General features: G+C 69.6%; 17 protein-coding genes and 2 other RNA genes. 14 read left to right on the top strand and 5 right to left on the bottom strand.

Annotated elements, in window-relative coordinates; genetic code table 11:
• Nucleotides 1-3: 3 nt before the first annotated feature.
• From O7R11_RS03755 to hflK, 3 genes are read right to left on the bottom strand one after another with little or no spacing between them, the layout of a single operon-like run.
• Nucleotides 4-1,518, bottom strand: coding sequence for a DegQ family serine endoprotease (locus tag O7R11_RS03755; RefSeq protein WP_337996146.1), 1,515 nt, complete (start codon nucleotides 1,516-1,518; stop codon nucleotides 4-6).
• A 32-nt stretch (nucleotides 1,519-1,550) separates the two neighbouring features.
• Entirely contained in the window at nucleotides 1,551-2,420 is an 870-nt protein-coding gene (gene hflC / locus O7R11_RS03750; RefSeq protein ID WP_337996145.1) for a protease modulator HflC, read from the bottom strand.
• Nucleotides 2,417-3,553 carry an FtsH protease activity modulator HflK gene (gene hflK / locus O7R11_RS03745; protein WP_337996144.1) on the bottom strand — a complete coding sequence of 379 codons (1,137 nt, stop codon included), beginning with the start codon at nucleotides 3,551-3,553 and terminating at the stop codon, nucleotides 2,417-2,419. The genes hflC and hflK overlap by 4 nt, the downstream gene beginning before the upstream one ends.
• A 169-nt stretch (nucleotides 3,554-3,722) precedes the next feature.
• Between hflK and O7R11_RS03740 the strand changes: the two genes are divergently transcribed.
• Nucleotides 3,723-4,811, top strand: coding sequence for an Mrp/NBP35 family ATP-binding protein (locus tag O7R11_RS03740; protein ID WP_337996143.1), 1,089 nt, complete (start codon nucleotides 3,723-3,725; stop codon nucleotides 4,809-4,811).
• A gap of 10 nt (nucleotides 4,812-4,821) precedes the next feature.
• Here O7R11_RS03740 and thyX read toward each other — a convergent pair whose 3' ends face one another.
• Complete coding sequence (gene thyX / locus O7R11_RS03735; RefSeq protein ID WP_337996142.1) at nucleotides 4,822-5,757, bottom strand: FAD-dependent thymidylate synthase; 936 nt, start codon at nucleotides 5,755-5,757, stop codon at nucleotides 4,822-4,824.
• Nucleotides 5,758-5,837: 80 nt separating this feature from the next.
• Between thyX and ssrA the strand changes: the two genes are divergently transcribed.
• The 5 genes from ssrA (at nucleotide 5,838) to O7R11_RS03710 (ending at nucleotide 9,571) form a co-directional block, all read left to right on the top strand.
• Nucleotides 5,838-6,191, top strand: a transfer-messenger RNA (tmRNA) gene (gene ssrA / locus O7R11_RS03730).
• 137 nt (nucleotides 6,192-6,328) lie between these two features.
• Nucleotides 6,329-6,850 carry an SspB family protein gene (locus O7R11_RS03725; protein ID WP_337996141.1) on the top strand — a complete coding sequence of 174 codons (522 nt, stop codon included), beginning with the start codon at nucleotides 6,329-6,331 and terminating at the stop codon, nucleotides 6,848-6,850.
• Between the two features lie 63 nt (nucleotides 6,851-6,913).
• The gene (locus tag O7R11_RS03720) at nucleotides 6,914-8,527 is read left to right on the top strand and encodes a fumarate hydratase (protein ID WP_337996140.1); all 1,614 of its coding nucleotides are present in this window, start codon (nucleotides 6,914-6,916) and stop codon (nucleotides 8,525-8,527) included.
• Nucleotides 8,528-8,711: 184 nt separating this feature from the next.
• Nucleotides 8,712-9,347, top strand: a complete 636-nt coding sequence (locus O7R11_RS03715; RefSeq protein ID WP_337996139.1) for an alpha/beta family hydrolase — start codon at nucleotides 8,712-8,714, stop codon at nucleotides 9,345-9,347.
• The gene (locus O7R11_RS03710; protein ID WP_337996138.1) at nucleotides 9,344-9,571 is read left to right on the top strand and encodes a ribbon-helix-helix domain-containing protein; all 228 of its coding nucleotides are present in this window, start codon (nucleotides 9,344-9,346) and stop codon (nucleotides 9,569-9,571) included. Before O7R11_RS03715 ends, O7R11_RS03710 begins: the two co-directional genes overlap by 4 nt.
• Nucleotides 9,572-9,764: 193 nt before the next feature.
• Here the strand turns inward: O7R11_RS03710 and O7R11_RS03705 are convergent, their stop codons facing one another.
• The gene (locus tag O7R11_RS03705) at nucleotides 9,765-13,148 is read right to left on the bottom strand and encodes an AsmA family protein (RefSeq protein ID WP_337996137.1); all 3,384 of its coding nucleotides are present in this window, start codon (nucleotides 13,146-13,148) and stop codon (nucleotides 9,765-9,767) included.
• A gap of 205 nt (nucleotides 13,149-13,353) precedes the next feature.
• On the opposite strand from O7R11_RS03705, the gene O7R11_RS03700 reads away from it, so the two are divergent.
• The 8 genes from O7R11_RS03700 to O7R11_RS03665 all read left to right on the top strand — a co-directional run bounded on the left by O7R11_RS03700 (nucleotide 13,354) and on the right by O7R11_RS03665 (nucleotide 20,042).
• Entirely contained in the window at nucleotides 13,354-14,136 is a 783-nt protein-coding gene (locus tag O7R11_RS03700; protein ID WP_337996136.1) for a TerB family tellurite resistance protein, read from the top strand.
• Nucleotides 14,133-15,026 carry a DMT family transporter gene (locus O7R11_RS03695; RefSeq protein WP_337996135.1) on the top strand — a complete coding sequence of 298 codons (894 nt, stop codon included), beginning with the start codon at nucleotides 14,133-14,135 and terminating at the stop codon, nucleotides 15,024-15,026. The genes O7R11_RS03700 and O7R11_RS03695 overlap by 4 nt, the downstream gene beginning before the upstream one ends.
• Before the next feature lie 8 nt (nucleotides 15,027-15,034).
• Complete coding sequence (locus tag O7R11_RS03690; protein ID WP_337996134.1) at nucleotides 15,035-15,727, top strand: N-acetylmuramoyl-L-alanine amidase; 693 nt, start codon at nucleotides 15,035-15,037, stop codon at nucleotides 15,725-15,727.
• A 40-nt stretch (nucleotides 15,728-15,767) separates the two neighbouring features.
• An RNA gene (rnpB, locus tag O7R11_RS03685) (RNase P RNA component class A) lies at nucleotides 15,768-16,156 on the top strand.
• Between the two features lie 355 nt (nucleotides 16,157-16,511).
• Nucleotides 16,512-16,997 (top strand): division/cell wall cluster transcriptional repressor MraZ, encoded by a 486-nt coding sequence (locus O7R11_RS03680; RefSeq protein ID WP_337996133.1) that lies wholly within the window; start codon nucleotides 16,512-16,514, stop codon nucleotides 16,995-16,997.
• Complete coding sequence (gene rsmH, locus O7R11_RS03675) at nucleotides 16,994-17,938, top strand: 16S rRNA (cytosine(1402)-N(4))-methyltransferase RsmH (RefSeq protein ID WP_420792968.1); 945 nt, start codon at nucleotides 16,994-16,996, stop codon at nucleotides 17,936-17,938. Before O7R11_RS03680 ends, rsmH begins: the two co-directional genes overlap by 4 nt.
• Nucleotides 17,935-18,297, top strand: a complete 363-nt coding sequence (gene ftsL / locus O7R11_RS03670) for a cell division protein FtsL (RefSeq protein ID WP_337996132.1) — start codon at nucleotides 17,935-17,937, stop codon at nucleotides 18,295-18,297. Before rsmH ends, ftsL begins: the two co-directional genes overlap by 4 nt.
• Entirely contained in the window at nucleotides 18,294-20,042 is a 1,749-nt protein-coding gene (locus O7R11_RS03665; RefSeq protein WP_337996131.1) for a peptidoglycan D,D-transpeptidase FtsI family protein, read from the top strand. The genes ftsL and O7R11_RS03665 overlap by 4 nt, the downstream gene beginning before the upstream one ends.

Below are 20,042 nucleotides of genomic sequence, written 5' to 3'. Positions count from 1 at the left end.
AGATCAGTCCTTGGCGGGATCGATCTTCAGCGCGAGGAAGCGCTTGCGGTCGCCGAGCCGCACCTGCAGCAGCACCGACTGCCGCCCCGACTTCTTCGCCGCCTTGACGCCGGCGGAGAGGTCCTCCGGGGTGTTGACCGGGCGCTGCGTCACCGCCTCGATCACCACGCCGGGCTGCACGCCCTTTTCCGCCGCCTGGCTGTTGGCTTCGACCGCGGTGACGACCACGCCCTTGACGTCGTCGGGAAGGTCGAACTTCTCGCGCAGGGCGGGGGTGATCGCCGCGACGGAGAGGCCGAGCGCGCGCACCTCGTGGCCCGGAGCGGCGGCCTTGCCGTCGGGCTGCGGTTTGGCCGAGGTCACCTTGACCTCGTCCTTCATCTCGCCGACCTGGACCTTGCGGGTCATGTGCTTGCCGCCGCGGATGAACTCGACGGAGGACGACTTGTTGATCGGGGTCTCCGCGACGATGCGCGGCAGGCGCCGCATCTCGTCCACCGGCTTGCCGTCGAAGGCGACGATGACGTCCCCTTCCTGCAAGCCCGCCTTGGCGGCCGGGCTGTCCGGCTGCACGTCCTGCACCAGGGCGCCCATGGCGTGGTCCATGCCGAGGCTTTCGGCGATGTCGTCGGTGACGTGCTGGATGGTCACGCCGAGCCAGCCGCGCCGCGCATGGCCGAAGGACTCGATGTCCTTGATCACCGACTGCACGGTCTTGGCCGGAATCGCGAAGCCGATGCCGACGGAGCCGCCCGAGGGCGAGAAGATCATCGAGTTCACGCCGATCACCTGGCCGTCCATGTTGAACATCGGGCCGCCGGAGTTGCCGCGGTTGATCGAGGCGTCGGTCTGGATGAAGTCGTCGTACGGACCGGCGTTGATGTCGCGGCCGCGCGCCGAGACGATGCCCGCGGTCACCGTGCCGCCGAGGCCGAAGGGATTGCCGATGGCGAGCACCCAGTCGCCCACCCGCGCCTTGTCGGAATCGCCGAAGGAGACGAAGGGCAGGGGCTCTTTCGGCTCGACCTTCAGGAGCGCGACGTCGGTCTTGGGGTCGCGGCCGATCAGCTTCGCCGGCAGGTCTCGGCCGTTCTGGAAGCTGACGACGATTTCCGTCGCATCGTCGATGACGTGGTTGTTGGTGACGATCAGGCCCTTGGCGTCGATGATGAAGCCGGACCCGAGCGAGCGGGTCTTGCGCTTCACCGGCGCGCCGTTCTTGTGCTGACGGTCGAAGAACTCCTTGAACAGGTCCTCGAAGGGCGAGCCGGGCGGAAACTGCGGCATGCCGAGGTCCCGCTGGTCCTCGCCTTCGACGATATGGGTGGTGGAGATGTTGACCACGGCGGGCAACAGCTTCTCCGCAAGGTCGGCGAAGCTCTCCGGCGCGCTTCTCGCCGCGGCGGGGGATGGCGCTCCCGCCAGGACGACCAGCACCAGGGCGCAAAAAGCACCCGCCCAGCGGCGGCGGGCGGTTCCGCCCGCAGCCGGCCACATGGTTTTCATCGCGTCGTTCACGCTGCACTCCTCATCGTTCTGGTAGTCCCACCCTATTTTTTACCCCGGGACGCATCGAAATAGCGGAAGAACTCGGAGTTCGGCGACAGCACCAGGGTGGTGTCGGGGCCGAGCGCCTCGCGATAGGCTTCCATCGAGCGGTAGAAGGCGAAGAATTCCGGGTCCTTGCCGTAGGCCTTGCCGAGGATTTCGTTACGCGTCGCATCGCCCTCGCCGCGCAGGATCTGCGACTTGCGCCGCGCCTCGGCGAGGATGACGGTGCGCTCGCGCTCCGCCTCGGCCTGGATTTTCGCCTTCATTTCCGCGCCGTCGGCGCGGAATCGCGCCGCCTCGGCGAAACGGTCGGAGCGCATGCGGCTGTAGAGCGCCTCGGCGGTGTCCTTCGGCAGTTCGGTGCGCCCGATGCGGACGTCGATCACCTCGATGCCGAATTCGCCTTCGCGCTCCTTCACCGCCTCGCTGATGCGGTCCATCACCTCGGCGCGCTTTTCCGACAGCATGTCGGGCAGCAGCACCTTGGCCACCTCGACGCGCACCGCGTTGTTGAGTTCGCGGCCGAGGCGCTGGCGCAGCACCAGTTCGTTGCCCGCGGATTTGCGGAATTGCAGCGGATCGACGATCTTGTAGCGCGCGTAGAGGTCCACGATGATGCGCCGCTGATCGCGCAGGTTCATTTCCTCGGGCTCGGGGTCGAGGTCGAGCACCCGCTTCTCGTAGAGGGCGACGTCCTGGATGAACGGCAGCTTGAAATAGAGCCCGGGGTCGCGGTAGACCGCCTTGGGATCGCCGAACTGCATCACCAGCGCCTGCTTGGTCTGATGCACCACGAACATCGCATTGGCGGCGACGAACAAAACGGCCAGAAAGCCCAGGCCGAAGAAGGCATAGCGGCGGTTCATCATTTGCCTCCCTTGGCCGGAGCGCGTTTCTGAATCTCGGGCAGCGGCAGATAGGGCACCACGCCCTTACCCGCGCCCTCCTCGATCACCACCTTGTTGGCCTTGCCGAGGACGTCCTGCAAGGTTTCGAGATAGAGGCGCTTCTGGGTCACGCCTTCCGCCGCCTTGAAGCTGGCGTACACCGAGAGGAAGCGTTCCGCCTCGCCCTGGGCGTCCTTGACCTGGCGTTCCTTGTAGGCGAGGGCGTCCTGCTGCACCTTTTCCGCCTCGCCCTTGGCGCGCGGGATGATGTCGTTGCGATAGGCGAGCGCCTCGTTGCGCTGGCGGTCGAGGTCCTGGCGCGCGTTGTTGACGTCGTGGAAGGCCTCGATCACCTGCTTCGGCGGATCGACCGCCAAGAGCTTGACGCCGGTGATCTCCACGCCAGCCTTGTAGTAGTCCATCAATTCCTGGAGTCGCTGCGTCACCTCGGCCTGGAGGGCCTCCTTGCGGTCGGTCATCAACTGGTCGAGGCTGGACCGCCCGGCGACCTCGCGCATCGCGCTTTCCGCGGCGCGGCGGATGGTTTCCTCGGGATTGCGGATGTTGAACAGATAGTCCTCCGCCCTGGCGACGCGCCAGAATACCGAGTAGTCGGCGTCCACCACGTTCTGGTCGGCGGTGAGCATCTGGCGTTCGTCGGTATCGTGCCGCACCGAGGCATAGCGCCGCGACGTCTCCTCGGCCTGGGCGCCGATGTTGATCTGGCGGATGTTGGTCACCGCCACCGTCACCACGTCGCCGACCGGCCCGGGGAACCAGTAGTGCAGGCCCGGCTCGGTGGACTTGACGAACTTGCCGAACATCAGTTCCACACCCTGCTCGTCGGGCTGCACCTTGTAGAAGCCGGAACTCGCCCAAGCCGCGACCAGGACGCACAGACCGAGCAGAAGCGCCCTCGGCCCTTGCGGCCCGCGCGGAAACAGGCCGCGCATGCGGTCCTGGCCCTTGCGGAGCAGATCTTCGATGTCCGGGGGTTGCTGGCCGGGGCCGCGCGGTTTGCGCGGGCCGCTCCCCCATGGGCTGTTGGAGTTCCCGGATTGGCCGCCGCCCCCCCAGGGTCCGCCACCATTCCCGCCGCCGGTGTTCCAGGGCATCGTCGTTCGTCCCCTCTATATTAAAATGATTTTTTCGGATCGCGGGTTTGCCAGATCCGTCCGCCGCAGATTATATCGAAGAACAAGTCCATGGAACCCGCTTGATAGAGGCACTGCGAAAGTGAATTGGCGCTCCTTGCTCCCCCGCATATCGGGACAACCCGACCCCGTGTCAACGCCCGAAGGCGGCGCGACCCCCATCACCGCGGATGAAATCCGCCGCCTGCTCGGCGCATTGCCGCCCCTGCCGGAGGCCGGAGACTGGCGCGCCGGCGACCACATCGCCGGGCTTTCGGTCACCGCGGGCAAGGTTCTGCTCGCCTTCGAGGCCGGGGCGGGCCAGGCCGAGTCGCTGGAACCCTTCCGCGCCGCGTTGGAAACCGAGCTCGCCGCCCTGCCCGGAATTTCCGCCGCCCAGGTGATCCTCACCGGGGAGAAGGCCGCCCCGCCGCCGCCGCCGCGCATCGGCCAGCACCCGACCGGCGGCAAGATCGAACTCCCCGGCGTCGGCCTGGTGGTCGCCATCGCCTCCGGCAAGGGCGGGGTGGGCAAGTCCACCACCACCGCCAACCTCGCCATGGCGCTTGCCGCCAAGGGGCTTTCCGTCGGCGTTCTGGACGCCGACATCTACGGCCCCTCCATCCCCACCCTGTTCGGCTGCACCGACGCCAAGCCTCTGGCCTCGGCCGAGGGCAAGCTGCTGCCGGTAATGGCGCACGGCATCAAGCTGATCTCCATCGGCTTCCTGCTGCCGCAGGACGCGGCGGTGATCTGGCGCGGCCCGATGGTCGCGGGCGCGATCGAACAGCTCTTCCGCGACGTGGACTGGGGCGCGCTCGACGTGCTCCTGGTCGATCTGCCGCCCGGCACCGGCGACGCGCAGTTGACGATGTGCCAGAAGGCCCCGCTCTCCGGCGCGGTGATCGTCTCCACGCCGCAGGACCTGGCGCTGATCGACGCCAAGCGCGCGCTGATGATGTTCCGCAAGGTGGAGGTGCCGGTGCTCGGCGTCGTCGAGAACATGAGCTACTACGAGTGCCCGCAGTGCGGCCACCGCGAGCACATCTTCGCCCACGGCGGCGCGGAGGCGGCGGCCAAGGAGATGGAGACCGCCTTCCTCGGCGCGGTGCCGCTGACGCTTGCCATCCGCGAATCCTCCGACGCGGGCGTGCCGATCGTCGCGGCGCAGCCGAAAAGCCCGCAGGCCGCGGCCTACGCCGCCATCGCCGCGGCGCTGCTGGAACAGACGAAGGCATAAGGGGGGGAATTCAGCAGCGGCCGAGCCGGTCCATCAGCTCGGCCCACTCCCGCTTACTGAGGCCGCTTTCCTCCTGCGCCACCGGCTTGCCCGCGATCAGTGCCTTGACCACGTCGAGGTCCTTGGCGGAGAAGCTCGCGCCGCCCAGGCGGTAGTCGCGGAAGGCCTCGTAGGTGGCGGGCACCCAGGCGGCGAGCACCTTCAGCATCTCCTCCGCATAGACGCGGATTTCGTACTGCGCGTGCGCATCGGCGCGCAGGGAGAGGAAGTGCATGAGGTTGTGCAGGTCGATCTTCCAGTACCACTGGGTATAGGTGTTGAGGGTGAGGTTCATCCGCGCCAGCTCGCGCGCCAGGCCGTCGCGCGCCGGGTCCTTCGGCGCGCCCGCCTCGCCCTCGTTGAGCATCTCCTCGTAGTGGGCGTAGCAGGCTTCCGCATCGGCGCGCAGCATCGCCAGAACCTGCGCCGCCTCCGCGCCTTCCAGCACCGCGCCGCGGCCCTGGCGGTTGTTCACCGCCTGCGCGGCCAGCTGCTCCGGCGCGGGGATATAGTATTCCTTGTCGAGAATCGAGTAGCGCGCCGAGATTTCGTTGACGTTGGCGGTGCGGTGGCGGATCCACTGCCGCGCCACGAAGATCGGCAGTTTGACGTGGAACTTGATCTCGCACATCTCGAACGGCGTGGAGTGCCGGTGCCGCATCAGATAGCGGATGAGGCCGCGGTCCTCGGAGACCTTCTTGGTGCCGCGCCCGTAGGAAACCCGCGCCGCCTGCACGATCGCCGCGTCGTTGCCCATGTAGTCGATGACGCGGACGAAGCCGTGGTCCAACACCGGAATCGCGGTGAACAGCATCGCCTCCAGCTCCGCCACGGTGGGGCGCAGAGTGGCGGATTCCTGGGCGCGGGCGGCGGAAATCTCGGCGATCTGATCCGGGGAAAGCGGCATCGCGGGCAACCTCTCGAAGCGGACGACAACGGGCAGCGAGCATAGCCGCAACCGCGTGCGAGGCGAACCCCCTTTCGGTTTCCCTTTCCCCGCGGGCGCGGACCGCTTATATAGAAGGGGTCCGGAAACGGACTATGGTGCTAAACCCATAACGGAATAATCGTTGCGGACCCGGGGGCAGTGCCCGGCGCCTCCACCATATCCCGGCAAGTCCGGGGCCATGGGGGCGAAACAGGATCGACGCGCGTGGTAAAGGTTATGGTTGTGCTCGGCATGGTTCCGCCGTTATCGGGCCGTTTTAGTAGCTGCGAATGATAATCGCACTCAGGTTCTGGCTGCTGCGTAAGCGGTCTCCAGACCAAGCCTAGAATTCCTGGTGCCTTGAGCGGCGCCAGGTGGGGAGTGGGGCTTCCTAGCAACAGAAATGCCCCATTTCTTTCCCATACCCCCTAACTTTTTGTCCATATCGCCATCGTGGGCATTTTCTCATCCGCGTGAGTGTGCGTAATATGGGCGCCGTTCCGGGCCTTCGTTTCGCCCGCGACCTTCTTGCCGAGGCGATACCCAGCACATGGATCCACGTCCGATATTCGATTACGACGCCCTGGTGGAGCAGGCCCTTCGCGGCGTGGTGCGCGAAGCGCTCTGCCGCGCCGCGCAGCACGGCCTGCCGGGCGACCACCACTTCTACATCACCTTCCGCACCGATGCGGAAGGGGTGGCGATCCCGGAGCATCTCGCGGCCACCCATCCCGAGGACATCACCATCGTGCTGCAGCACGAGTTCTGGGACCTCGCGGTGGACGACGAGGAGCCGGACAGCTTCTCGGTCACCCTCAGCTTCAACGACCGCAGGGAGCGCCTGGTGGTGCCGTTCGCCGCGGTGACCGGCTTCGCCGATCCGTCCGCCAAGTTCGGCCTGCAGTTCCAGTACGAGGACGATTTCGAGGACAGCCTCGACGACGACCCGCTGCTCGACGCGCCGCCCCCGCCGCCCACGGCGGAAAACGCCGCGGCCCCGCGGCCGGGCAAGGCCGCCGCACCCGCCGCCGACCAGAAGGTCGTCGTCCTGGACGCGTTCCGCAAAAAATAAACCGGGCGTGCGCAGTGCCGTCGCGCCGTCCGCAAGCAACAGCAAAACAGGGAGGCCCCATCCATGCCGTTCGATGCCGCCTATGCCGAGATGTTCCCCTTGGGCAAGGACGAAACCGCCTACCGCAAACTGACCGGCGACTTCGTCGGCACGCAGAAGGTGGGCGACAAGGAAATCGTCGTCGTCGATCCCAAGGCGATCGAGCTTCTCACCTACGAAGCCTTCAAGGACATCAACCACCTGCTGCGCCCGGCGCACCTGGCGCAGATGCGCACGATCATGGACGACCCGGAGGCCTCGGCCAACGACCGCTTCGTCGCGCTCGAACTGCTGAAGAACGCCAACATCGCCTCCGGCATGGTGCTGCCGATGTGCCAGGATACCGGCACCGCCATCGTCATGGGCAAGAAGGGCCAGCAGATCTGGACCGGCGGCGGCGACGCCGCGGCGATCAGCGAGGGCGTCGGCCGGGTCTACACCGACCTCAACCTGCGCTATTCGCAGAACGCCGCGCTCGACATGTACGACGAGGTCAACACCGGCAACAACCTGCCCGCGCAGATCGAGCTCTACGCGACGGAAGGCGACGCCTATAAGTTCCAGTTCGTCGCCAAGGGCGGCGGCTCGGCCAACAAGACCTTCCTCTACCAGCAGACCAAGGCGCTGCTGAACCCCGCCTCGCTCAAGAAGTTCCTCACCGAACAGCTCAAGAGCCTCGGCACCGCGGCCTGCCCGCCCTACCACCTCGCCATCGTCATCGGCGGCACCTCGGCGGAAATGACCCTGAAGACGGTGAAGCTCGCCTCCACCCACTACTACGACACCCTGCCGACTTCCGGCGGCAAGTTCGGCCAGGCCTTCCGCGACGTCGAGATGGAAAAGCAGGTCTTCGAGATGACCCGCGAATTCGGCATCGGCGCGCAGTTCGGCGGCAAGTACTTCTGCCACGACGTGCGCGTCATCCGCCTGCCGCGGCACGGCGCCTCCTGCCCGGTCGGCCTCGGCGTCTCCTGCTCCGCCGACCGCCAGTGCCTGGGCAAGATCACCCGGGACGGCGTCTTCCTCGAACAGATGGAAACCAACCCCGCCAAGTACATGCCGGAGATCAAGTCCGAGGCCCTGGACGGCGAGGTGGTCAGCATCGACCTCAACCAGCCGATGCCGCAGATCCTCAAGACCCTCTCCCAGTATCCGGTGAAGACCCGCGTCATGCTCACCGGCACGATCATCGTCGGCCGCGACATCGCCCACGCCAAGATCAAGGAGCGCCTGGACAAGGGCGAGCCGATGCCCGAATACCTGAAAAACCACCCGATCTACTACGCGGGCCCGGCCAAGACCCCCTCCAACTACGCCTCCGGTTCGTTCGGGCCGACCACGGCGGGGCGCATGGACTCCTACGTCGATCAGTTCCAGGCCGCGGGCGGCTCCATGGTGATGGTCGCCAAGGGCAACCGCTCCAAGGCGGTCACCGAGGCCTGCAAGAAACACGGCGGCTTCTACCTCGGCTCGATCGGCGGCGCGGCGGCGCAGCTCGCCAAGGAATCGATCAAGAAGGTGGAAGTCCTGGAATACCCGGAACTCGGCATGGAGGCGATCTGGCGGATCGAAGTGGTCGATTTCCCCGTCTTCATCGTCGTGGACGACAAGGGCAACGACTTCTACGCCCAGATCTGAGCCGGAAAAACTTCGTGGGGGGACTCGGTCCCCCCACACCCTCCATAACTTTTTTCGCCGCGCAGCGGCCATCAACCGTCCCGCCGCGTGACGGTTCTCTCGCGCTTCGCGCAAAAACACTTAAGTAATGGGAGGCGCGGAGGGTCCGCGACCCTCCGCAAGGCTTTTTCTTTCCGGCATCGCCATGACCGAATTCCTCATCGACGCGCCGCATGACCCCTTTGCGCTGCTGGTGCTGGCGCATGGCGCGGGCGCGCCGATGGACAGTGCGTTCATGAATGCCATGGCGGCGCGGCTGGCGGCGCGCGGCGTGGCGGTGGCGCGCTTCGAGTTTCCCTACATGGCGCGCCGGCGCGCCGAAGGCGGCAAGCGCCCGCCGGACCGCATGCCGGTGCTGCTGCCCGCCTTTTCCGAGGCGGCGCGCGCGGCGCAGGCGCGCTTCCCCGGCCTGCCGCTCGCCCTCGGCGGCAAGTCCATGGGCGGCCGCGCCGCGGCGATGGCCGCGCCGGAAATCGCGCCCGGGGCAGTGCTCTGCCTCGGCTATCCGTTCCACGCCGCGGGCAAGGCGGCGACGCCGGAACGCCTCTCCCCCCTGCTCGCCCCGCCGTGCCCGGTGCTGCTGGTGCAGGGGGAACGCGACGCGCTGGGCAGCGCCGCCGACGTCGCCGCTCTCGCCCTGCCGCCCGCGGTGCGCATCGCCTGGATCGCCGACGGCGACCACTCGCTGAAACCGCGCAAGAGCGCCGGAATCACCGCCGAGGAGGCCCTCGACGACGCCGCGCAGGCCGCCGCGGCCTTTCTCGCGGAGGCCGCACGATGACCGCCACGCGCAAGCGCTCGGTGACGCTCGACCGCCACCGCACCAGTTTCTCCCTCGAAGACCCGTTCTGGGAGGCGCTCAAGGAGATCGCCAAGGAACAGGGCAAAAGCCTCCACGCCCTGGTCGAGGAGATCGACCGCACCCGCGCCGAACCGGAAGGCAACCTCTCCGCCGCCCTGCGCGTCTTCGTGCTGCGCGATCTCCAGAAAAAACTCCGCCGCTGACGCGGTAAAAATATAACTTCGCGGAGGGTCGCGGACCCTCCGCCCCTCCCATAACTTTTGGTTTTTGCGCGTCGCGCGATGGAACCGTCACGCGGCGTGACGGTTGCCTGCCGCTTCGCGGCGAAAAACAAGTTATGGGGTCAAGGGGACCGAGTCCCCTTGCGGGGTCCGGGGCAGAGCCCCGGCCTAGTTTTCACTTCTGCGGAATCGCCTGGAGCACTTCGCGCAGCACGTCCTTGGGCTTGAGCTTTCCCTTGGGCGGCGGCGGTTCGTCGGCGGAGGATTTCTGTTTGGAGAGGGACCGCAGGAGGTTTTTCAGGCCCTTCTGGATCATGTAGCCCTGGAAATCGCCGGTATCGAAGAAGACGCGCGGGTTTTCCCATGCGCCTTGCAGGCGCAGGCCGAGGGGCGGCGCGTCCTTGAGGCCGGCGAGCGCGAAGCGCACCTCGGCATTGACCTTGCGCGCCGCGAGGTCGGCGGTGCCGCTGGCGGAGCCTTCGCCCGAGGGGGCGGAGAGCTTGAGGTCCCGGCTTTCGAGAACGCCGCCCGCGACGGTGAAGTTGCCGGCGAGGCTGTCGAAGGCGGTGCGTCCGCGGCCGCCCGCTTCGAAGGCGGAGATCAGGTCCTGGAGGGTCTTGATTTTGGCGAGGCGGTCGTTGACCGCGCCGAGGTCCACCCCGGCGAAGGAGCCGTTCAGCACCGAAAGCTTGCCCTTGCCGTTCAGGCCGCGCAGCAGGGTGTCGGCATCGCCGCCTGCGGCTTCGCCCGCGGCGGCGAGGGTGACGGTTCCGGCGAGCGGCGCATTGCCGGAGAAGAGCGGGCTTTTCGCATCCACCGCGATGTTCTCGGCGTCCACCGTGGCAACGAGCCTGGGGATGGCGGTGAGGTCGGCGCGGCCGCTGGCGGAGAGGCGGCCGCCGAGGAGTTCGGCGGTGGCTTCGTCGAGGGTGAGGAGGCCCTGGTCGAGCCGCGCGGTGAGCTTCACCGCCCGCGCGGTGAGCTTCGGCGCGACCACGGAATCGAAGCTCGCGGCGAGGTCGCCGTCGATGTCGCGCAGCACCGTCCAGGCGGGCGGCGGCGCGGCGGCGGCGTTTGCGGGCTGCTGCGGCGCGGACGGAGCGGCGGGGGCGGCGGGGGCGGCGGCGGGGACGATGCGCGGCGGCAGCGCGGAAGACCGGCGCGGCGGCGCGCCGTTGCGCGGCACGAACACCGGCAGCAGGTTGCCGATCAGGCGCGCCGAGACCTGCGGGCGCGGGCCGTCGGTCTTGACCGTGAGTTCGCCGCCGATGGCGATGTCGCCGGCGGTGGCGGTGAGCGCGGGCACGGCATAGCCATGGGCGTCGCCGTTGAGCGGGATGTAGATCTCCACCGTGCCTTTTTTCGCCATCTCCGGGGCCACGTCGGCATCCAGCACCGCGGCGAGCGCGCCGAGGGTGGGGGCGGAGACGGCGATGTCGCCTTCGGCGCTGGGGCGCATGCGCACCGCGTCGAAGCGGGCGGCGACGGTGAGTTTGACCTCGCCGACGCCGACCGCCGCGTCGGTGCGCAGGTCGGTGAGCGGGCCGTCCGCCGAAAGCGTGGCGGTGAGCGCCCGCCAGGTGCGCACGAAGCCGGGCCAGGAGACCGGCATCAGGCCGAGGAGGCGGTCGGCGCGCGGCGTGGTGACTTCCGCCTTCAGCGCCTCGACGCGGGCCGCGCCGTGGGTGGAGACCTTGCCGGAGGCGGTGATGCGGCCCTCGCCGCCGATCTCCGCCGACAGTCCGGCGATGTCGAGGGTGGAGTCCTGCCAGCGCCCTTGCAGGCGCAGCCTGTCGAGCGGCTGCCCCCCGGCGACGAGGCGTCCGACCTGGAGGTCGAGGTTGGCGTCGAAGCGGTCCCACAGCGGCGGTTCGTCCGCCGGAGCGGCATCGGCGGGCGCGGCGGCGGGAAGGATGCGCGGCGGCGCGGCGGCGGTGGGACCGGGGGCGGCGCCGCGGTAGGCGTCGATGTCGAAGCGGTCCACCGCGAGGGAAAGGCCGAAGGCCGGGCGCGCCCCCCAGCGCAGGTCGAGCGCGCCCTTGGCGTGGGTGGCGTCGAGCACCGCGTCGATGTCGCGCAACTGGATCAGCCCATCGCCGGATATCGCGGCGCGGGCGGAGAACCCGGCGCGGCGCAGGCGGTCGGCGGGCACCGCGGAGGCATCCGCGCCGATCCAGGAAAGCAGGCTGCGCAGGTTGGCGGCCCCCGCCTGGAGGGTGAGGTCGAGGCGTTTCAAGTCGCCGCCGATGAAGCCGATGGCGCGCACCTGCGCCGCGCCCGGCAGTTCCGCCGCGGCCTGGTTGACCACCACGTCGCCGCGGTTGAGCGAGAAGTCGAGAAGCGCGGTGCGCGCCGCATCGCCGTGCCAGGTGACGGCATCGGCGGCAAGCTTGACGTCCGCGTCCAGGCCGGTGGGCAGGGAGAACGTGAAGGCGGGCGCGGCGGCCGCGGCATGGGCGATGGCGGGGGCGAGCAGCGCGACCCCGCCGAAGTCCTCGCCCCTGGCGGCGCGCGCCGGAGCGGCGAAGGCGTCGAGGTCGAGATGGCGGGAGGCGAGATCGACGGAAAGCCTGGGGCGCGACCCGTCGAGGTGCCAGCCGATGCGCCCGGCGGCCTCGGTGGGGCCGAGACGGACCTGGCTTTCGGTCACCTCGCCGCCCTCGGCGGCGAGGCGCACCTGCCCGGAGAGGGAGAGCGCGCGCCCGGCGAACCGCCCCGGCAGGCCCGCGCCGAAACGCGCCGCAAAGGCGGCGACATCGGCGACGGCGGCGTCCAGGTTGCCCTTCAGCACCGGCCCGGCATCGGTATCGCGCAAGAGCAGGCCGTCGAGCTTGACCCGCCCGTTCTCCGCCGTGGCCTCGATGTGCAGCGGCACGGCGCGGCCGGGTTGGACGCGCCCGGAATCCCCCTTGAAGGTGACGGCATGGCCGGAAACCGTGGCCCCGCCCTCGGCGCGGAACGGCCCCTGCGGCGACTGCGCCTGCGCTTCCAGGGCGATGGCGGTGGCGGCGAGGGTGCGCCCCGCCGCGCCGTCGCGGTAGGCGATGCGCCCGTCGCGCACCAGCAGCCTCTCCACCGAGACCGGCGGTCCGTCCTCCGCCTGCGCCGCAGCGGCGGCGGGCGCGGCGGCGGCGGGCGCGGCGGCGGCGTCCGGCCGCGGCGGCATCTGCCCCGGCGGCACGAAGGACCAGTTGCCGCGCCCGGCGCGGCGTTCCAGGGTGAGGCGCGGGGAGTCCAGTTCCACCGTCTTCGCCACCAGGCGGCCGCGCAACAGGTCGCCCGCGGAGACGGTGATGGTCATCCGCTTGACGTCGAGCATCCAGGGTTCGGCGCTGTCCGGCCAGTTGGCGAGGCGCAGACCCTCCGCATGCAGGCGCGGCGTCGGCAGAAGGGAGAAACCGATGTCGCCGATCGCGAGTTCGCGCCCCGTCGCCTCGTAGGCGGCGCGTTCCAGGCGGTGCTGCACCGCGGCCTCGTCGATCAAAAGAGGGGGCAGGACGGCCGCCGCCGCCGACAACCCGGCAACGGCGATCAGCCCGTAACGCAACGATCTCTTCACGGCTCGGTCTTCCCCCGGGGTTCGGCGGCGGCCTTCGGCCGCTCGTTGCTGGATTGCCCGGAGCATAGCGCAAGACGCGCCGGAATGCCCCATGCGATCACAGGAAAAATGCCCCGGACGCGCCGCCGATGCAACCGCCTCTTGCCCTTCCCGGTGCGGCGCGTTAAGTGGGGGGAACGCGATTCGCGGCGACGGACGGATTTCCATGAGTGTCTGGGGAAAAATCATCGGCGGCATGGCCGGCTTCTCGCTGGGCGGGCCGTTGGGCGCCGTCCTCGGCGCGGTGCTGGGCCACGCGGTGGACAAGAAGATGGGCGGCGCGGCCGTGGCTGCGCCGTGGCTGGGCGCGACGCCGCGCTCCGAATACGAGCGCCAGGCCGCCTTCACCCTGGCGGTGATCGCGCTTTCCGCCAAGATGGCCAAGGCCGACGGCGTGGTCACCCGCGCCGAGATCGACGCCTTCAAGCGGCTGTTCCAGATTCCGCCCGCCGAGATGCACAAGGTCGGCCCGATGTTCGACCAGGCGCGGCAGACCTCCGACGGCTTCGAGGTCTACGCCGCGCAGATCGCGGGCCTGTTCTCCGACAGCCCGGCGGTGCTGGAGGAACTTCTGCACGCGCTCTTTTTGATCGCGCAGGCGGACGGCGCGCTGCACCCGAGCGAGGTTTCCTTTCTCGCCCGCGTCGCGCAGATCTTCGGCTTTTCGCCCGCGCATTTCGAGACCATCCGCGCCCGCGCCGCGGCGGGCGGCGGCGCCACCGGCGCGGCGGCGGGCAGCGGCGAGGACCCCTATGCGGTGCTCGGCCTCTCCCGCTCCGCCACCGACCAGGAGGTCAAGGACACCTACCGCCGCCTGCTCCGCGAGAACCACCCCGACGTGCTGACCGCCAAGGGCATGCCGCCGGAGCTGGTCGCCAACGCCAACCGCACCATGGCGGCGATCAACGCCGCCTTCGACCGCATCAAGCGCGAGCGGGGCCTGAAGTGACGCGAGCCTCCGCGCCCGACCGCCTGGGCGGCCGCGACATGCTGTTCGCGATCCTGGTGGTCACCTGCTGGGGCTTCAACTACGCCGCGGTGAAGCTGAGCGTCACCGAGCTGCCGCCGCTCTTCGCCACGGCGCTGCGCTTCGCCCTCGTCGCGGTGCTGGTGATGCCCTTCGTGCGGCTGAAGCGGGAGCAGCTTCCCGCGCTGCTGCTGCTCTCCCTGACCATGGGCAGCCTGCACTTCGGCGTGCTGTTCTACGGCATGGTGGCTATCGACGCCGCCACCGCCGCCATCGTGCTGCAGACCACGGTGCCCTTCGGCGTGCTGGTCGGGGCTCTCTTCTTCCACGAACGCATCGGCCCGCGCCGGGCTCTCGGCGTGCTGCTCGGCTTCGCCGGGGTGGTGGTGCTGGCGGGCGAACCGGGCGGCGGCAGCCCGCCGCTCTCCATCGCGCTGCTGCTGGTCGCCGCGGTGTGCTGGGCCGGGTCCTCCGCGCTGTTCAAGGTGATGCCGTCGATCTCCAGCCTCGCCTACATCGGCGGCACCGCCCTCTTCGCCGTGCCGCAGATGCTCGCCGCCTCGTGGCTGCTGGAGGACGGACAGGCCGCCGCGATGGCGGCGGCGAGCCCGTTCGCCTGGGGCAGCGTGGCCTTTTCGGCGATCGCCGCCTCGATCATCGGCCACGGCTTGTGGTATGGTCTGGTGCAGCGCCACGAGCTGTCGCTGGTGGTGCCGTTCACCCTGCTCGCTCCGGTGATCGGCGTGGTTTCCGCAGTGGTCGTCCTGGGGGAATCGATGAGCCTGGAGCGGCTGCTCGGCGGCTGCCTGACCCTTTCCGGCGTCGCGCTGATCCAGTTCGCCTGGCCGCGCCGCCGCTCCCGCTCCATTTGAGGCCCGCCATGCCTTCCCTCCGCACCGACCTTGCCTCCCCCAATCACGACGCCCGCCCGGACGGCGCGCCCATCGACATGCTGGTGCTGCATTACACCGGCATGGAGACCGCCGCCGCGGCGCTGGCGCGCCTCACCGACCCGGCGGCGAAGGTGAGCGCCCACTACCTGATCGACGAGGACGGCGCGGTCCGCGCCCTGGTGGCGGAGAACCGCCGCGCCTGGCACGCCGGGGTTTCCGCCTGGCGGGGGGAGACCGACGTCAACGCCCGCTCCATCGGCATCGAGCTGGTCAATCCGGGCCACGAGTTCGGCTACCGCGACTTCCCCGCCCGCCAGATCGACGCGCTCGCCGACCTCTGCCGCGGCATCCTCGCCCGCCACCCCATCCCCGCGCGCAACGTCGTCGGTCATTCCGACGTCGCGCCGCGCCGCAAGGCCGACCCGGGCGAACGCTTCCCCTGGGCCGCGCTGGCGAGGCTCGGCATCGGCCTTGCGCCGCAACCCGCCGCCGTGCCGCACTGGGGCCTGGCGTGGACGGAACCCGCCCTCGCCCGCTACGGCTACGACATCGCCGACCCCCACGCCGCGCTCGCCGCCTTGCAGCGCCACTTCCGGCCGAAGCGCATCGACGGCCTGCCCGACCGCGAGAGCGCCGAACTGCTCGCCGGGCTGCTCGCCGCGGTGGAGGAAACCGTCTGAGTTTGCATCGCGGCTCCTCTGCCGCTATCATCCGCCCGCGTCAGAGGGTCGGATGGCCGCTGTTCCGCTCCGGCGGAATGGAGGAAAGTCCGGGCTTCACGAAAACACGGTGCCGGATAACGTCCGGCGGGGGCGACCCCAGGGAAAGTGCCACAGAAAGCAAACCGCCTGCCGAAGCCCTCCGGGGCGAAGGCAGGCAAGGGTGAAAGGGTGCGGTAAGAGCGCACCGCGCCCCCGGCGACGGGGGCGGCATGGTAAACCCCACCGGAAGCAAGACCGAATAGGGGCGGCACGCCGCAAGGCAGGCGTGGTTTTCGCGCCGTCGCCCGGGTTGGTCGCCGGAGGCGCCCGGCAACGGGCGTCCCAGACGAATGGCCATCACCCGCCTCCGGGCGGGGACAGAACCCGGCTTACAGACCCTCTGACGCCTACGCCCACCCCCTACCCGACTCCGCGCGGTTTTTTCCCACCCGGAGCCTCGGACAAGTAGAACAAAAAGAGAACATAGAGTTGCGCCAGTGATCGCCGTCACTCGCGGGGAAAATCCTCTCCGCCGGGGAGATTTTTGCCGGTTTCGGCAAAATCGAGGATTCCGAACGCCTTACCGTATTCTCCCAAGCTACTGCGCGAAACATAGGAAAAACCTGGGTATTTCGCCGGTGTTCAAGCATCTAGCGGCATTGACTGGCACGAGTTCCCATGTTACCCCATAAAAACCCACGAGAGGTTCGCTTTCGCGGGCGGCGCGCCGGACGCGGCGCGGCAATGGAAAGGCGCAGGCACCATGTCGGAACCGGCGAAGGCGAAAGCCTTCCTTTCGACCACGACCGTGAAGGTGGACGGCAAGGGACGGGTCTCCGTCCCTGCGGTGCTGCGCAATCTGTTGATCGAGCGGGGCATGCAGGAAGTGGTCGCCTTTCCGCACTTCAAGCTCCCCTGCATCGAATGCTGCGACTGGGACCGCATCAATGCGATGACCGAAGCGGCCGACGGCATGGACATCTTCTCCGATGCGCTGGACGACATCTCGAGCCTGGTCTTCGCCCAGGCGACGCCGCTGCCGTGGGACACCACGGGGCGGATCAGCCTGCCCGAGCATTTTCTCGGCCATGCCGGAATTTCCGGCACGGCCACCTTCGTCGGGCGCGGGCGGACCTTCCAGATCTGGCGGCCCGAGGACTTCCTGGCTCATCAGAACGAACAACTGCGGCGTGCGAGGGACAAGGGTCTGTCGCTGACCCTGCGCCGACCGCCGGAAGGTGGATCATGACCGTCGGCCCCCACATTCCGGTGCTGTTGCCGGAAGTCGTGGGCGCGCTCCTTCCCCATGACGGCGGCATCTACGTGGACGGCACCTTCGGCGCCGGGGGATATTCCCGCGCCATTCTCGCCGCCGCGGAGTGCACCCTCTACGCCATCGACCGCGACCCCGCGGCGCGCGCCGCGGCGGAGGCGGTGGCCGCCGCCTTCCCCGGGCGCTTCCACTTCCTCGCCGGGCGCTTCGGCGACATGGAAAAGCTGCTGCCCGCCGAGGTTCACGGCAGGATCGACGGCATCGCGCTCGACATCGGCGTCTCGTCGATGCAGATCGACCGGGCGGAGCGCGGCTTTTCCTTCCGGGCGGACGGGCCGCTCGACATGCGCATGGGCGGTGACGGCCCCACCGCCGCCGACCTGGTCAACGCCCTGCCGGAAGCCGAACTCGCCGATCTCGTCTACCGCTTCGGCGAGGAGCGCGCCTCGCGCCGCATCGCCGCCGCCATCGTCGCCGCGCGCAAGGACAAGCCCTTCGCCACGACGCGCGAACTCGCCGCCTGCGTCCGCGCCGTGGTGCGCCCGTCCAAGGACGGCATCGACCCGGCGACCCGCACCTTCCAGGCGCTGCGCATCGCGGTGAACGACGAACTGGGCGAGCTCGAGCGCGCGCTCGCCGCCGCCGAACGCCTGCTGGCGAAGGACGGGGTGCTCGCGGTGGTGAGCTTCCACTCGCTCGAGGACCGCATCGTCAAGCGCTTCCTCGATGCGAAGAGCGGCCGCGCCGCCGCGCCCTCGCGCCACATGCCGCACGCCGCGCCCACCGCGCCGCCCGCCTTTGCGCTGGAGCGCCGCAAGGCGCTTTCCGCCTCCGACAGCGAGACCCGGCTGAACCCGCGGGCCCGCAGCGCGCACCTGCGCGTCGCGGTGCGCACCGCGGCGGGGGGTGCGCGATGATCCGCCTGTTCGTCGTCACCGCCTTCCTGTTCAGCCTGGTGAGCGCCGGTCTGGTCGCGGTGAAGTCCCGCGTGCAGGAGATGGAAACCCGCCTCGCCGCGTTGCAGGCCGACATCAAGGAGGACCGCACCGCGGTCCGCGTGCTCAAGGCGGAGTGGAGCCACCTGAACGACCCGGCGCGGCTGAAGCGCCTCGCCGAGACCTACCTCCACCTCTCCCCGGTCAACTCCGGGCAGATCGCCTCGGTCTCCGCCCTGCCCTACGCCGCGCCGGACGAGGCTCCGCGCCTCGCCGGGGAGCCGCGCCCCGCGCCGCGCGCCGCGCCGCCCGAAGTCGCCAGCCGGAGGACCGCGCCATGATCCGCCGCAAGTCCGCACCCGCCATCGTTCCCGGCGTCGATCTGCGCGCCGCGGCGGAAGCCGCCCGCACCGCGCCGCTGCGCGTCGAAGGCTCGGCGAAGACCGCGCTCGAGACCGGGCGCACCCGGCTGGCCTTCGCCGGCGGCATCTTTCTGCTGCTGTTCCTCGCCGTCGCGGTGCAGCTGATCAACGTGTCCTTCCGCCCGGATGCGGAGCGCATCGCCCGCGCCGCGCCGCGCCCCGAGCTGCCGGTGGGCGCCCTGCGCGCCGACATCACCGACCGCAACGGCGTGCTGCTCGCCACCAACCTGCCCACCGTCAACCTCTATGCCGACGCCCGCCTGGTGCGCGACCCCGACCGCATGGCCGACGACCTCGCCCGGGTGCTGCCGGACATCGACGGCCCGCGCACCCGCGAGCGCCTGAAAAGCCGCCAGGCCTTCGTCTACCTGCATCGCCACCTCACCCCGGCGCAGCAGTTCGCGGTGAACCGCCTGGGCTATCCGGCGCTGAAGTTCGAGGACGGCGAGATGCGGGTCTACCCGCAGGGCGGCCTGTTCGCCCACGTCATCGGCAAGACCGACATCGACAACCGCGGCATCAGCGGCGTGGAGCTGCGCTTCGATGCCGCGCTCAAGGCGGGCGAGCCGCTGCGCCTGTCGCTCGACATCCGGGCGCAGACCGCGGTCACCGCGGTGCTGCGCGACGCGATGGCCGCCTACCAGGCCGCGGGCGCCGCCGCGATCGTGCAGGACGCGCGCACCGGCGAGGTGGTCGCGCTCACCTCCCTGCCCGACTTCGACCCCAACCGCCCGGAAACCATGACCCCCGACGCGATGTTCAACCGCGCCACCCTCGGGGTCTACGAGATCGGCTCGGTGTTCAAGATCTTCAACACCGCGATCGCGCTGGAAAGCGGCAAGATCCACGTTTCCGACCGCTTCGACGCCACCGCGCCGGTACAGATCGCGCGCTACACCATCCACGATCTCCACCCGCAGAAGCGCTGGCTCTCGGTGCCGGAAATCCTGGTGCACTCCTCCAACATCGGCTCGGCGCGCATGGCGCTCGACTTCGGCGCGGAAACGCAGCGCGCCTTCCTCGGCAGGTTCGGCCTGCTTTCCGCTTCCGCCGTCGAGTTGCCGGAGGTCGGCGGGCCGCAGGTGCCGCCCGCGCCGTGGGGCCAGATCACCGTGGCCACCGTCGCCTTCGGCCACGGCATCTCGGTTTCGCCGCTACAGGTGGCGACCGCCGCCTCGGCGGTGGTCAACGGCGGCGTCTTCCACCCCGCCACCCTGGTCGCCCGCGCCGCCGAGGACGCGGCGCCCGGCACCCGCGCGATCTCCGAGCGCACCTCGCGGATGATGCGCCGCCTGATGCGCCTGGTGGTCACCGACGGCTCGGGCAGGAAGGCGGACGTGCTCGGCTACCGCGTCGCGGGCAAGACCGGCACCGCCGAGAAGGTGGTGAACGGCCGCTACTCCCACACCGCGGTGCTGGCGAGCTTCCTCGCCACCTTCCCCGCCGATGCGCCGCGCTACACCGTGCTCGTCGCCCTGGACACCCCCAAGGGCACCCCCGCCACCGCCAACTTCACCACCGCGGGCTGGAACGCCGCGCCCACCGCCGGAAAGATCGTCGCCGCCATCGCGCCGATGCTCGGGGTCGAACCTGCCGCCGACCCGTTCTCCGGCGGCGACCCGAAGAACGGGCCGCTGATGGTGGCCGCGATGGGCAAGGAGTGA

The sequence above is a fragment of the Oleispirillum naphthae genome (genome assembly GCA_027864655.1).
Classification (GTDB): Bacteria; Pseudomonadota; Alphaproteobacteria; order Rhodospirillales; family Rhodospirillaceae; genus Oleispirillum; species Oleispirillum naphthae.
This window is presented reverse-complemented; position numbering and strand designations above follow the sequence as displayed.